The organism is Kitasatospora sp. NPDC127116 (genome assembly GCF_042677365.1).
GTDB classification, from domain to species: Bacteria; Actinomycetota; Actinomycetes; order Streptomycetales; family Streptomycetaceae; genus Kitasatospora; species Kitasatospora lactacystinica.
Window position 1 is genome coordinate 21,272 of the sequence record NZ_JBHXTL010000113.1, and the last position, 11,177, is coordinate 32,448.

Annotated in this window: 16 protein-coding genes; 13 read left to right on the top strand and 3 right to left on the bottom strand. The window is 70.7% G+C overall.

What is annotated here, in order from left to right; genetic code table 11:
* The coding region (locus ACFVHV_RS33335; protein WP_380356247.1) for a DUF397 domain-containing protein at positions 1 to 146 on the bottom strand (146 nt) is incomplete at its 3' end.
* Positions 88 to 951: a helix-turn-helix domain-containing protein gene (locus ACFVHV_RS33340; RefSeq protein ID WP_380356218.1), complete on the bottom strand. Its 864-nt coding sequence runs from the start codon at positions 949 to 951 to the stop codon at positions 88 to 90. The genes ACFVHV_RS33335 and ACFVHV_RS33340, both read right to left, overlap by 59 nt.
* 266 nt (positions 952 to 1,217) lie before the next feature.
* Between ACFVHV_RS33340 and ACFVHV_RS33345 the strand changes: the two genes are divergently transcribed.
* The 10 genes from ACFVHV_RS33345 to ACFVHV_RS33390 all read left to right on the top strand — a co-directional run bounded on the left by ACFVHV_RS33345 (position 1,218) and on the right by ACFVHV_RS33390 (position 7,641).
* Positions 1,218 to 1,580, top strand: coding sequence for an ATP-binding protein (locus ACFVHV_RS33345; RefSeq protein ID WP_359906212.1), 363 nt, complete (start codon positions 1,218 to 1,220; stop codon positions 1,578 to 1,580).
* Positions 1,580 to 1,822 (top strand): hypothetical protein, encoded by a 243-nt coding sequence (locus ACFVHV_RS33350; RefSeq protein ID WP_359906215.1) that lies wholly within the window; start codon positions 1,580 to 1,582, stop codon positions 1,820 to 1,822. Before ACFVHV_RS33345 ends, ACFVHV_RS33350 begins: the two co-directional genes overlap by 1 nt.
* A 281-nt stretch (positions 1,823 to 2,103) precedes the next feature.
* Positions 2,104 to 2,637: a DUF6879 family protein gene (locus ACFVHV_RS33355; protein WP_380356221.1), complete on the top strand. Its 534-nt coding sequence runs from the start codon at positions 2,104 to 2,106 to the stop codon at positions 2,635 to 2,637.
* A gap of 200 nt (positions 2,638 to 2,837) precedes the next feature.
* The gene (locus ACFVHV_RS33360) at positions 2,838 to 3,080 is read left to right on the top strand and encodes a hypothetical protein (protein WP_359906221.1); all 243 of its coding nucleotides are present in this window, start codon (positions 2,838 to 2,840) and stop codon (positions 3,078 to 3,080) included.
* Complete coding sequence (locus ACFVHV_RS33365) at positions 3,052 to 3,576, top strand: DUF6879 family protein (protein ID WP_380356224.1); 525 nt, start codon at positions 3,052 to 3,054, stop codon at positions 3,574 to 3,576. Before ACFVHV_RS33360 ends, ACFVHV_RS33365 begins: the two co-directional genes overlap by 29 nt.
* A 25-nt stretch (positions 3,577 to 3,601) precedes the next feature.
* Complete coding sequence (locus ACFVHV_RS33370; protein ID WP_380356227.1) at positions 3,602 to 4,453, top strand: helix-turn-helix domain-containing protein; 852 nt, start codon at positions 3,602 to 3,604, stop codon at positions 4,451 to 4,453.
* Positions 4,454 to 4,570: 117 nt separating this feature from the next.
* Positions 4,571 to 5,026, top strand: a complete 456-nt coding sequence (locus ACFVHV_RS33375) for a glycine-rich domain-containing protein (RefSeq protein WP_380356230.1) — start codon at positions 4,571 to 4,573, stop codon at positions 5,024 to 5,026.
* A gap of 137 nt (positions 5,027 to 5,163) precedes the next feature.
* Complete coding sequence (locus ACFVHV_RS33380; protein ID WP_380356249.1) at positions 5,164 to 5,859, top strand: class I SAM-dependent methyltransferase; 696 nt, start codon at positions 5,164 to 5,166, stop codon at positions 5,857 to 5,859.
* Positions 5,856 to 6,998: an ATP-grasp peptide maturase system methyltransferase gene (gene tgmC / locus ACFVHV_RS33385; RefSeq protein ID WP_380356233.1), complete on the top strand. Its 1,143-nt coding sequence runs from the start codon at positions 5,856 to 5,858 to the stop codon at positions 6,996 to 6,998. The genes ACFVHV_RS33380 and tgmC overlap by 4 nt, the downstream gene beginning before the upstream one ends.
* Positions 6,999 to 7,098: 100 nt before the next feature.
* Positions 7,099 to 7,641, top strand: coding sequence for an NUDIX hydrolase (locus tag ACFVHV_RS33390; RefSeq protein WP_380356236.1), 543 nt, complete (start codon positions 7,099 to 7,101; stop codon positions 7,639 to 7,641).
* A gap of 236 nt (positions 7,642 to 7,877) precedes the next feature.
* Here the strand turns inward: ACFVHV_RS33390 and ACFVHV_RS33395 are convergent, their stop codons facing one another.
* Positions 7,878 to 8,084 carry a hypothetical protein gene (locus ACFVHV_RS33395; RefSeq protein WP_380356239.1) on the bottom strand — a complete coding sequence of 69 codons (207 nt, stop codon included), beginning with the start codon at positions 8,082 to 8,084 and terminating at the stop codon, positions 7,878 to 7,880.
* Positions 8,085 to 8,193: 109 nt separating this feature from the next.
* On the opposite strand from ACFVHV_RS33395, the gene ACFVHV_RS33400 reads away from it, so the two are divergent.
* From ACFVHV_RS33400 to ACFVHV_RS33410, 3 genes are read left to right on the top strand one after another with little or no spacing between them, the layout of a single operon-like run.
* Positions 8,194 to 9,039, top strand: a complete 846-nt coding sequence (locus ACFVHV_RS33400; RefSeq protein WP_380356242.1) for a hypothetical protein — start codon at positions 8,194 to 8,196, stop codon at positions 9,037 to 9,039.
* A gap of 44 nt (positions 9,040 to 9,083) precedes the next feature.
* Positions 9,084 to 10,124: a DUF4232 domain-containing protein gene (locus ACFVHV_RS33405; protein ID WP_359906240.1), complete on the top strand. Its 1,041-nt coding sequence runs from the start codon at positions 9,084 to 9,086 to the stop codon at positions 10,122 to 10,124.
* A gap of 59 nt (positions 10,125 to 10,183) precedes the next feature.
* Entirely contained in the window at positions 10,184 to 10,987 is an 804-nt protein-coding gene (locus tag ACFVHV_RS33410; protein WP_359906243.1) for a hypothetical protein, read from the top strand.
* Positions 10,988 to 11,177 lie beyond the last annotated feature (190 nt).

Consider the following 11,177-nt stretch of genomic DNA (forward strand, 5'->3'; position numbering starts at 1 on the left):
TCGCGGAGTTCGACCGCCCCGGCGACCGTACGGAGCTCTACGCACTCATTGCTTGAGGCGCTGTAGCTGGACTTCTGCCATGCCGACTCAGGCATACGTGTCTTCCAGTTCCTTCTTGATGGATCGGATGAAGTTTCGAGACCCATCTTCAGGGAGGGCTGTGGTGTCAAGACGTGCGAAGATCGCCCGATACTTGGCAAGGTCTGCTGGAGAGTCGAAGAACAGGGCGCCCTGAGAGACGTCCAACTGGATCGTGTCGAGTTCGGCGACCGGTCCCTCTGCGAACGTCAGGTTCTCTCCGGCGCCGGGGAACGTGTCGACCGCGAAGGGAACGACTCGAACGGAGATGCCGGGCTGCTGGGAGTCTTCGAGTAGGGCATCGAGCTGGTCCACGAGCACCATTGGCCCACCGAACTGCATCCTCAGTGCGGCTTCGTGGATGAACGCTCGAAACGGTGTCCGGCCAGAACGAATGACCTGCTGTCTCTGGATGCGGAACGCCGTTCGGATGTCTACATCCTTGCGGGGGAGCGGGGGGAAGATCCTCTTGAAAACGGCCGAGGCGTAGCTGGCGGTCTGAAGGGGCCCGGGGATGTACGTGGTGGTGCACATGGAGAGCTTCTCCGCGTGGCCCTCGATCTCGGCAACCTCAAGGTAGTCCGACGTAAGGACCTCGCTGTATTCCTCCCACCAACCCTTTCCCCTCTCCGTGACTATGGCGGCGAGCGCGTCGATCAAGGGTCGATTGGCGCAGTTGCAGGCGGCCGCGATGGTGTGGAGCCGTTCGACACTGATGCCGATCCGGCCGGACTCCATCTGTGTCACCTGGGCTGGACTCATGCCTACGGAACGGCCGAGCTGCGAGCCGCCGAACCCGGCATGTTCGCGGATTCTTCGCAGCTCGGTCCCGAGCCTGCGCTGGCGGAGCGTTGGGTTCGATCGTGGCGGCATGACTTCCTTCCAGGCGTGCGTGTGGCCAGTGTGCCGCTCGTGTCGAGCAGTGGTCCACCAGTTACCACCGTAGGGGGAACAATCCAGGAAGGGTGGAAATTTGGATACTCGTGTGCGCTATGGTCGATCTCACACCGATCCGACGGATCGTCAGTAACGCCTGCTAGCAAGCACCGCAGAGCAGCCAAGTCCTTCTCCAACGGCCTGGCTCACGGCGACACATGTTCCGCCGGTTCCTCCCTCACTCACGCCTCGGGAGAACTCCCATGCGTCACATCAACACCCCCACCATCGCCATCGCCCGTCAGACCCTCCACAACAGCATGACCCGCGTCGGCTGGTCCCCCTCCGTCATCTCCGACGCGCAGCTCGCCCTCTGCGAGCTGCTCGTCAATGCCTGGCGGCACGGGGACACCCCCGCCCCGCTCGTCGAGATCATCTCCATCAACGGTTCCCTGCGCGTCTCCGTCACGGACGGGAGCCCGATCCTCCCCGCGACCCCGCCGCTCTCCCTGCTCGCCGAGTCCGGCCGGGGCCTGCAGCTCGTCGAGGGCCTCACCCACCGCTGGGGCGTCGACCCCCACGAGCGTGCCAAATCCGTCTGGTTCGAGCTGGACGGCGCCGCGTGATGGCCCGCCGCCACCCGATGCTGCCGACCGACCCCCGGATCCGGCACTACACCGACGCCCACATCAGCACGCTCCTCGCCGAAGTCCAGGACCGGGGGCGGAAGTTCGGCCTGATCTTCCCCTCGGCCGGCACCGACCGGACCATCGACGGCCGCGTCCTCGTCCGCTTCAACACCGCGCCGGCCTCGACGCTGTTGAACCTCCTCGTCCTGCTCCTCGACGCGGAGCGGGACTTCTCGTGAGGTTCCTGATCGGGACGGCCTTCGCCGTCCTCCTCGCCGTCGCGGTCTCCATCGTGGCCCTGGGCGTCGTCAACGCCCTCCGTACGACCCCGCCCGACGAGGACGCCTGACCCCGCCGGCCCCCGCCGCCCACGCGCCGGGGGCTGCGGCACTGCTCCGGGCCCCGAAACGTCCACCGGATGGGCGATTCGTCGGGAGACGCCGGACAAGGCGGCATCGGACGCCGGAAGACCGAATGGCTTGCCCCGAGCGAATGATCCTCTTCATCAGGAAGGCTTGCGATGCCATCGAACGTGCCGGACTTCAGGACCCTGCTCCGGGAGACGAAGAGGTCGGCCGTGCATCTGGAGATGCGCGATCAGTACAGCGTCGCCGACGAAGCCGACCAGTTCGCCGCATGGAAGGCCGGGCACCGGTACTCCCTGGAGAACCGGGACGAGTGGTGGCATCCGTTCCACGACTTCGTGATGGAGACCATTGCCCGCGGAGTGACCGTCCGGCGTGCCCGGATCGTGTCCGAGCCCGTCACCGAGTACATCCGCTACGAGCACTCCCACACGTTCACCAACATCGCGGCCGGTGAGCAGATCCGGTGGCTGCCCCGGAGCCGGGCGCTGGACCTTGCGCTGCCGGGGGCCGACTTCTGGCTGTTCGACCGCCGGATCGTGCGGTTCAACCTGTTCACCGGTGACGGCGAGTGGGCTGATCCCCGGAACGTGATGACGCAGGAGCCGGCCACCGTGGAACTGTGCACGAAGGCCTTCGAGGCCGTCTGGGAACGGGCGGTACCCCACATGGAGTACCGTCCCGCCTGATCGGTAGTCGGCCATGGCCAGCTCGGCCATCTTCGAGAGTCCAGTGCCCCCGCCAGCGCCTCGCTGACCGGCTCGGCGGATTCTGTCGCGGCAGGAGATCGGGCCGGCGGTCGCTGCGTGCGGCGGGAGTCTTGACGGCGGTCGTTCAGCGGGGAATTGTCGAGCAAGTCAGAGCAATCCACTGGCAAGAGGGGGCCGGCGTGGCACTACGGTTGATCGGGATTGACCCCAACACGGGGGACGACGAGTGCCCGACCGTCTGGTACGACGACGAAGCTGACGAGATCGTCGTGCAGGGCTGGAAGGCCGCCGAGAAGCTGCGCGCCAAGTGTCTGGAGACCGGCAGCATCCCCGATTCGGAGGATGTGGTCCGGCTGCCGGCGCGGATGGTGCCGATTTTGAGGAAGGCGTGCGATGCCGCCGAAGGTACCGACGTTCGCTGAGCAACTGGCCGCCGCCCGCTCCAGCGCAGTCCACTTGGAGATGCGCGACTCCTACAGTGTGGCCAAGGAGACCGGGCCCTTCGCGGCGTGGCGGGACGGCTTCCGCCACGACCCTGACGACCGTACGTCCTGGTGGCGCCCGTGGCTGACGCTGATCGAGGAGACCGTCGCCCGGGGCGTCGAGGTCCGGCGCGTGCGGATCGTGTCCGAGCCGGTGTCGGAGTACATCAGGTTCGAGTACTCCGGCACCTTCACCAACATCGCCGCGGGCGAGCAGATCCGGTGGCTGCCCCGGCGGCAGGCCTCGGACATCGCCTTGCCGGGCAATGACTTCTGGCTGTTCGACAGCGAGTCGGTGCGGTTCAACCACTTCACCGGTGATGGGGAGTCCGCCGGGCCGTCGTTCAGCGACGACCCGGCGGTGGCCCTGCTGTGCGCCACCGCGTTCGAGGCGGCCTGGGAACGGGCCGTGCCGCACGAGAGCTACACTGTCTGACCACGTCAAGACCGGCCACGGCAGCATGATGTCGATCTCCCCGTCCTCCAGCGTCCAGGCCGCCCGCAGGGCCCTCGCCGCACGCCTTGGCGAGCTGATGCGCGACGCCGGGCTGAAGGGTGGGGAACTGTCGGCCCGCTGCGGTTGGCACCCGGCGAAGACCTCTCGCATCCTCAACGCCAAGGTCGCCCCGTCGGACTCCGATATCCGCGCCTGGTGCGAGGCCTGCGGAGTTGACGACCAGGCGCCCGACCTGATTGCCTCCAACCGGGCGGTGGACTCCCTGTACGTCGAGTGGCGACGCATCACCCGTACGGGCCTGCGCCAGGCGCAGGAAGCCCGGGTGCCGCTCTACACCCGCACTCGCCATTTCCGCGCCTACTCCTCCCGGGTCGTCCCCGGCGTCCTGCAGACGCGGGAGTACGCAGACGCCCTGCTGCGCACCGTGGCCGATGTCCGTCATACCCCGGACGACGTGGAGGCCGCAGTCGAGGCCCGGCTCGCCCGTTCCAGAATCGTCCTCGAGGGAGGGCGCCGCTTCGTCGCGGTCATCGAGGAGTCCGTCCTGCGATACCGGATCGGCGACGACGAGGTGATGGCCAGCCAACTCGGCCACCTGCTGCGGGCCATGTCGATGCCGTCGGTGTCGCTGGGCATCATCCCGTTCACAGCCGCCCGCACCATGTGGCCGACGGAGACCTTCAACCTCTTCGACGATCGGCAGGCGGGGGTGGAGCTGTTGTCGGCCCAGGTCACCGTGACCGCACCCAGCGACCTCGCCCTCTACGCGCGGACGTTCGCCCGCTTCGCCGGGTTGGCTGTGCACGGCAGCGCGGCCCGTGAGCTGATCACCGCCGCGATCGACACGCTGAGGTGAAGCGGCCGCAAGTTTTTGCAACTTCCTTGAGTGCCAGAGGGGTTGGTCCGTAGCTTTCACAGGGCCGCCGGGCAGTGCCCGGCGCCACCAGGTGCCCCAACAGCAGTCGGAGGAACCATGGCAACCGCAGTTGCGCCCACCGACCCGACCGTCGGACCGCTCCGGAACGTGCGCGACCACATCCCCGCCGATCTGTGGGGAAAGCAGATCGGCCTGCTGATGCGCGACTACCCGTACGACTCCGTCATGGCCGCCCGCGTCCTCGGCCAGGGCTACGCCTACCTGCTGACCGCGATGGCCCACCGTGGCGAGCGTCTGAGCCTCGGCCCCAGCGCGCTGGTGGACATCGGCGTCCACACGATCATCCTGGACACCGTCGCCTACGCCGAGCTGTGCCGGACCCACAACGACGGTTACTTCCTGCACCACGTGCCGGCCGTCGAGTTCAAGGACGACGGTACGGTGCTGCGCACCGCCCGGCTCATCGCGGCTGACGGCTGGGACGTGGACCTGCCGTTGTGGGCCGACGCCGCCAACTGCAGCCCCTGCCACCCCGGCAACGACTCGCACTGACCGGCCGGCTGCGGTGGTCCCGGCCCGGCCGGGGCCACCGCCACGCGGACGGGTGGTCTTCGCCCGAATCCCTGCGCCCGGGCGCGCCGGGCACCAGGATGGCCCGGGTGACGACCACCTCACCCGCCCAGGCCGCCATGCCGGACCTCTGGCACCACTACGGCCGCACCCGCGCCGACGCGGACCGGGCCGTCCCCGGCTCCTTCCGCTGGGTCTGGGCCCAGGACGGCGGGCCGGGGAGCGAGGTGCTGGGCGACGTCACCGGCCTCGTACTGGCCGACCTCGGCGCGGGCGCCGCCCGACACGCCGCCCACCTCGTCGCCCACCACGAGCCGGCCCGGGTCGACGCCATCGACGCCTCTCCCGCCCAGCACGCGATGGCCTGCGACCTCTACGGTCACCTCGCGCCGCGCCTGCGCACCCTGCGCACCGGCGTGGTCGAGCACTTGGAGGCGCACCCGGATGCGTACGACGTCCTCTACTCCGTCTTCGGCGGCCTCGACTTCGCCGACCCCCGCCGGCTGCTGCCCGCCGCTGCCCGCGCCCTGCGTCCCGGCGGGCTGTTCGCCGCCTCCACCCTGGGCCACTACCTCGGCGGAGCGCCCGCCGAGCCGGACGTCCGGCACGCCGACATTCCGGCCCGCACCCCGGACGGCACTGCGACGACGATGCGTCGCTGGGTCCTTCAGGAGCACGTCTGGACGAAGTTGCTGGACGAGGCCGGGTTCACCGCGATCAGCATCGATCGGCTCCCCCCTGCCACTTCGGGCGCACGCTCGGCCGACACCCTGCTCGTCAGGGCCTACACGCTCCAGAAAGGCCGTGACACATGAGCACACCGGCTGAACTCCGCGCCTCTCTGGCCGACAGGCTCACCGAGAACGGTGCGCTGACCGAACGCGAGTGGCAGAGCGCCGCGAGGGCCGTTCCACGGGAACTCTTCGTCGGAACCCACTTCGCCCCGGTCACCGGCAGCGTTCCGACCAGCTACCGCCCCGTCCGCGAGGGCGAGCCCGGATGGCTGGAGGGGATCTACGACGACCGGACGCTGGTCACCCAACTCGACGGCCGCATCGGGCCCGAGGACACGGCCGGGGAAGCCGTGACCGGTATCCCGTCCTCGTCGTCCACCCTCCCGTCCGTGGTGTTGCGCATGTGGCAGCAACTCGACGCCGAGGCCGGGCACCGGGTGCTGGAGATCGGCACCGGGACCGGATACTCGACCGCCCTCGGCGCCCACCGCCTCGGGGACGCCAACCTCACCAGCGTCGAGTACGACCCGACGGTCGGCGCGGCAGCCGCGGCAGCGATCAGGACCGCGGGGTTCTCCCCTCGACTGATCGTCGGAGACGGGCTGCGCGGCGACCCGGACGGGGGCCGGTACGACCGGCTCATCGCCACCTGTTCGGTTCGATACATCCCCCTCCCATGGCTCCACCAGGTCAAACCCGGCGGTCGAATCCTGGTCACCCTCTCCGGGTGGAGCAGCGCGAACGCCCTCGCGCTGCTCGACGTCACCGGACCCGGCGAGGCCACCGGCCGGTTCCTCACCGACCAGACCAGCTTCATGATCGCCCGCCCGCACGACCGGCCGCCCCGTCCAACGCTGGACCTGCTGCCCGGCGACGAGTCCCCGACCTTCATCGACCCGGCGACACTCGACAGCTGGACGGGCGGCTGGGTGGCCCAACTCGCCGCGCCCGCAGCCGTCCGCACGGGTGTGGGGGCCCGGCAGATCCTCTGGGACCTGTCCACCGGATCGCAGGCACGGACGGCACCCGGCCCCGGCGGCGGGTGGACCGTGACGCAGCGCGGGCCCGTCCGCCTGTGGGACCGGGTCGAGCGCGCGGTCCGGTGCTGGCAGGCGGCCGGTGAGCCGCACCAGGACGGTTTCGGGATCACCGTGTCGGCGGCCGCACAGCGCGTCTGGCTCGGCACCGAGGACGGACCGGGCTGGGACCTTCCTGTCTGAGCCGGGTGCGAGGTACGAGAGGACCCGGCGCTACTTCACGTTCAAGGCTCACGAAGCCATCGCGGCTACGTGGCTCGACTTCTACAACAGGTGAGATCCCTTGGCCATCACGGCAGACCACATCAGCACCACGCTCACGGCGTACCTCTCCCGCTTCCCCGAGGACGAGGCGAACCTCGCCGTCGCCCTGGAACTGCTGGCCTCCGGCGGCGACGCGGACGTGACCAGCCGGAAGGAGTTCCGGGGCCACGTCACCGCCGGGGCCCTCCTGGTCAACGACAAGCGGGAGGTTCTGTTCATCCACCACCGTGTCCTGGACACGTGGGTCCCCCCGGGCGGGCACCTGGAGCCCGAGGACACCACCCTGGTCGGCGCGGCCCTGCGCGAACTGACCGAGGAGACCGGTGTCAGCGCCGAGGGGCTCGCCGCCGACGGTCCCCTTCACATCGACGTGCACACCATCCCGGAGAACCCCGCCAAGGGCGAACCGGAGCACCGGCACATCGACGTGCGGTTCCTCTTCCGGACCGGCGGCGCGGTGCCGGTCACCCTGCAGGAGGAAGAGGTCACCGGGTACGCCTGGCGGCCCGTCGAGGGCATCGCCGACGAGACCCTGCGGGCCCGGGTCCTGGCCGCGCTGTAGCACTTGGTCGCCCCGCCCGTCCGCACCCCGTGCGGACGGGCGGGACCTCAACTGCTGTCGAGTCGCGCTGAGCGGCCGGCTGCGGTGGTCCCGGGTCGGCCGGGGCCACCGCCACGCGGACGGGTGGTCTTCGCCCGGGCCCCTGGACCCTGTGCCCGGCCCGGCCGGGGTGCCGGACACCCCACGGCGCAGGAAGTCGGCCGGTCCGACTTCCTGCGCCGGGCCCGTGGCGGGGGTTACGCGCTGCTGCCCCGGCCGCGTAGGAGGTCCGCGATGCGCGCGTCGACCTGCTCGCGGTCGTAGCCCCGCCACCTGATCCGGAACGCCGGCTGCGGCGGCGGTGAACCGGCTTCGGACAGGGCGCTGAGATAGCGGTCGACCTCAGGGCGGTCGTAGCCGCGCCGCACAAGGTCGAAGCCGCGGAACTCCGGTGATGTCGACACCTTGCGGGTCCTCCGATCCGGCCTGCCCGAGGCAGGCCACTGGGGTCGAGCCCGGTCCGCAGGGCCCACCGGACCGGTTGGCGCGTGAAAGGCGTCAGGCTTCTTGATCTTGTCATATGGATTGCGTCAGGAGCCGCGGGACGGAGAATTCCGCTGCCTAGCATCCAACTTCTCCGAGAAGAAGGATGGTTCCGACGTACAACCCCTGTCCCGCCTGAAACGCGCCCTGGCCTGCGGGGTCGCCGCGGTCGCCGTGGTCTCCGGCCTGACCGCGCAGGCCCAGGCCGCGCCTGCGGCAGCCCCCGCGGCGGCCCCCGTGGACAAGACCTGCGGGACCCCGGCCTCGCCGGGCGGCGGCAACTGCATGACCGCGCTGATCAACTCCGCCTTCGACACGATCAGGCTCATGCACAACGCCGCCAACCTCAACAAGCTGGACAACGCGGAGTTCACCCGGAGCACCGCGACGAAGTTGAGTGCGAAGCTCCCGGGATTCAACGTCATGGTGTTCAAGACCGTGGGTACCGACCTGTACGACACCGAGTGGTTCAGGAACGAGTACAAGGCCGACATGAAGGGGGTGCTGCTCGACACCACCTACAAGCTCAACCACTTCATGGACAAGGAGAAGAAGGAACCGTCCGGCTACGACGTGTTCCGGATCTGGGTCTTCCAGGGGGACTCGACCTTCCGCAACCGGGGCGACGGCGGCTACCTGAACTGGGCGTTCACCGGCAACGACGGCGACACCGTCAAGAAGGAGCCGTGGACCTGCCGGTCCGGCACCGCGCGGCCCTACAAGTGCGACGGTGACGTGCGAACCGTCCACTTCCCCGCCCGGTCCGGCTACGGCACCAGGACCGGCAAGCCTGACCTGACCCCCGAAAGGACGGCGGGCCGTCACCTGGCGAGGGGACCGGCACGGACCGTGGCAGGGCTGTTGCACGCGAAGTGACGCGGCTCACTGCCGTCCGGCGGTGGGCGTGATCGACTCGGCCGATGCGCCAGCCCTCCATGCCCCGACCTTCGCTGATGGTCCGTCACTTCGCCGCCGCCGGCGCCGCCCTGCTGCTCGCGGGCTGCGGCACCGCGGTCTCCGGCGGCACCGCGACGACCGCGGCCTCCGGCGGCGGGCCGGAGGCCTCCGGCAGCCCCGGGTCGTGCGGCACCCCGCTGCCGGGCGCGCCCGGCGCGGCGCAGCCGACGGCGCTCGCCCAGGGCGGGGTGCGGATCACCGCCGTCGGCCGCACCTGCTTCGAGTACGAGGTGACCAACTCGAACAGCGAACCCTACGACTACACCGTGGTGTTCAACGGCCCCGATCCGAGCCGCGGCGCGGCGGTGTTCGGCAGTCCCGGGTCGGGCGGGGGAGGGAGCCTCACCCGGACCGTCACCGGGCTCGCCCCCGGCGCCACCGAGAAGGGGCGGATCGACCTGGCCGCGCCCGGCCCGACCGGGTCGGGCTCCCGTCCGGGCGCGCCCACCCCGGGACAGCCCGACAACCCCCGCCCGCCGAAGCCGGAGCTCCTCAAGGTCCGCAGCGTGCCCACCGCCGAGGCGCCCGGCGCCGGCGGCCCCTGCCCGCCCTCCGGCCTGCGGCTGTACGCCGACGAGGGCGACGCCGCCATGGGCCTGCGCGTGGTCGGCCTGCACCTGCGCAACTGCGGCACCGCCGTCGTCACCCTCGACGGCTACCCGCAGGTGCAGCCGCTCGACCTCGACCACAAGCCCCTCGACGGCGTGCGGATCCTGCGCGGCGGCGCCGAGATCGCCTCCGGCACCGGCGCCGACGACCCGCCGCGGAAGATCGCCCTGCGCCCGGGAGAGGGCGCCCGCACCACCCTGGTGTGGCGCAACACCACCGAGGCCGGTGCCGGGGAACCGCTCAACGCCCCCTACGCGCGGGTGCGCGCCACCCCCGACGCGGCCCCCGTCACGGTCGTCCCGGAACTCGACCTCGGCACCACCGGACGCCTCGGCGCCGGCGCCTGGACCAGGGAGGACACGAACGACACGCCGTCACCGCGCCCGGCACCGTGACCGCACTGTGATCGAACCGTCGTCAAGCGCCGCAATCAAGATCACTACGGTACGGCGGTATGTTCCCCACCGATCCTGACCAGCGGCCCGACGACTCCTCGCCCCGCCCCCAGCGGGTCTGGCCGCGCAACCTCGCGTTCGCCCTCGCCGCCGCCGCGGTGACCGTCGGCGCCTTCACCCTGCTGCGGCCCTCCGGCGAGGAGGGCGGGGGATCGGCGGCCCCGTCCGCTGCCCCGGCCGTTTCCGAGTCACCGGCCCCGTCCGCGTCGGCGACGGCGTCCGCGTCCGCGTCTGCGTCCGTTTCCGTCACGGCTTCCGCCGCCGCGGCCCGGGCCTCCGCCACCCCGGACGCCTCCCTGCTGCCGCTCGACCAGCTGTTCCCCGCCCAGGTGACGGCGGCCGGCGGCGAGGTCTACACCAGGGTCGGATCGACCGTCATGAAGTCCTGCGTCGAACCGGACTCGGTCGGCCCGCGGCTGATCGGGATGATCCGCGCGTCCAAGGGCTGCCTGGGCGAGCAGATCGCCCTGTACACCGACAGCGCCAAGAACCAGTACAACCTGGCCGTCTTCACCATGGCCGACCCCAAGGACACCGTCCACCTGGTCACCACCCTCAGCATGGCCTTCGACGACTACCAGGTCGGCGCCCAGGCCCCGCCGCCCGCCTCGGGTCTGACCACCCTGCCCCCGGACAGCGGCATGGTGCAGGCGTTCTCCGGCGCCGGCCGGGCCATGGTCGCGGGCCTGGGCCAGTGGGCCGACGGCCGTGCCGGTGACTACCAGACCCTCGTCGACAAGCACCTGAGCCCGCTGCAGAAGGCGGTCGCCCAGGCCGTCTTCGCCCACGAGTCCGGCCGCTGAGTCGCTGAGTCGCTGAGTCGCTGAGTCCGATGACCGGCCGAGCCCGCCGAGCCCCGCCGAGCCCCGCCGAGCCCGCCGAGTCCGGCCGGCCGTCCGGTCGGGCCGGGCGGTGCGGGACCCGGCGGGCCGGGCGGGGCGGCCCGGGGGGGCCGGGCGCCGGCCGGGCGTGAGAGGAACAAGGACCCAGAAC

Bases quoted from the DNA above. Each gene is read 5' to 3' on its own strand.
- ACFVHV_RS33340 (WP_380356218.1), bottom strand. From the start codon at position 951: ATGCCGCCACGATCGAACCCAACGCTCCGCCAGCGCAGGCTCGGGACC.
- ACFVHV_RS33345 (WP_359906212.1), top strand. From the start codon at position 1,218: ATGCGTCACATCAACACCCCCACCATCGCCATCGCCCGTCAGACCCTC.
- ACFVHV_RS33350 (WP_359906215.1), top strand. From the start codon at position 1,580: ATGGCCCGCCGCCACCCGATGCTGCCGACCGACCCCCGGATCCGGCAC.
- ACFVHV_RS33355 (WP_380356221.1), top strand. From the start codon at position 2,104: ATGCCATCGAACGTGCCGGACTTCAGGACCCTGCTCCGGGAGACGAAG.
- ACFVHV_RS33365 (WP_380356224.1), top strand. From the start codon at position 3,052: ATGCCGCCGAAGGTACCGACGTTCGCTGAGCAACTGGCCGCCGCCCGC.
- ACFVHV_RS33370 (WP_380356227.1), top strand. From the start codon at position 3,602: ATGATGTCGATCTCCCCGTCCTCCAGCGTCCAGGCCGCCCGCAGGGCC.
- ACFVHV_RS33375 (WP_380356230.1), top strand. From the start codon at position 4,571: ATGGCAACCGCAGTTGCGCCCACCGACCCGACCGTCGGACCGCTCCGG.
- ACFVHV_RS33380 (WP_380356249.1), top strand. From the start codon at position 5,164: ATGCCGGACCTCTGGCACCACTACGGCCGCACCCGCGCCGACGCGGAC.
- tgmC (WP_380356233.1), top strand. From the start codon at position 5,856: ATGAGCACACCGGCTGAACTCCGCGCCTCTCTGGCCGACAGGCTCACC.
- ACFVHV_RS33405 (WP_359906240.1), top strand. From the start codon at position 9,084: ATGCGCCAGCCCTCCATGCCCCGACCTTCGCTGATGGTCCGTCACTTC.
- ACFVHV_RS33410 (WP_359906243.1), top strand. From the start codon at position 10,184: ATGTTCCCCACCGATCCTGACCAGCGGCCCGACGACTCCTCGCCCCGC.